General features: G+C 67.8%; 1 pseudogene. It reads right to left on the reverse strand.

Annotated elements, in window-relative coordinates:
- Positions 1–118 precede the first annotated feature (118 nt).
- Positions 119–490: pseudogene (locus HX774_RS19275) on the reverse strand (HEPN domain-containing protein); the annotation flags it as partial.

Below are 490 nucleotides of genomic sequence, written 5' to 3' on the forward strand. Positions count from 1 at the left end.
AGGCCGACCCGCTGCGCAGTATGAAAGCTGCGCGGCTCGGCCTGTTGCTCAACCCACGCTGCGAGGCGTAACTAACCCAAGGACTCTGGTCGCCGCTGGATGAAAACTCAGAGGCACGTCAGAGGCGTTCGGCGGCCTGGTGCAGCAAGAAGGCGGCGTCGTTGAAGTCGCCTTCGGCAATGTAGAACCGCGCGCCCTTCAGCGCCTTGGCCGCGCTCGGAATCCAGTCCTCGTAATGGGCCTGGGTCTCCGCCAGCGCCACGTCGGGCGCCAGGGACTGCGGCTCCACGAAGGCGGGCGCGTCCGGCGCCGTCAGCAGCTCCACGCCGTCCGCCATGATGTCCATGAAGAAGTAGCGGCCCCGCGTCAGGGCGTCGTCCACCTCGGCCTGGCTATGGACGATGAAGTTGACCGGCGTGCGCAGGCGCTCGCCCGACGACAGCTCCGCCAGCAGCTGCCGCTCAGCCGTCCCCCAGAACTCCAGCACGTC

Source organism: Brevundimonas sp. P7753 (genome assembly GCF_013386595.1).
Classification (GTDB): domain Bacteria; phylum Pseudomonadota; class Alphaproteobacteria; order Caulobacterales; family Caulobacteraceae; genus Brevundimonas; species Brevundimonas bullata.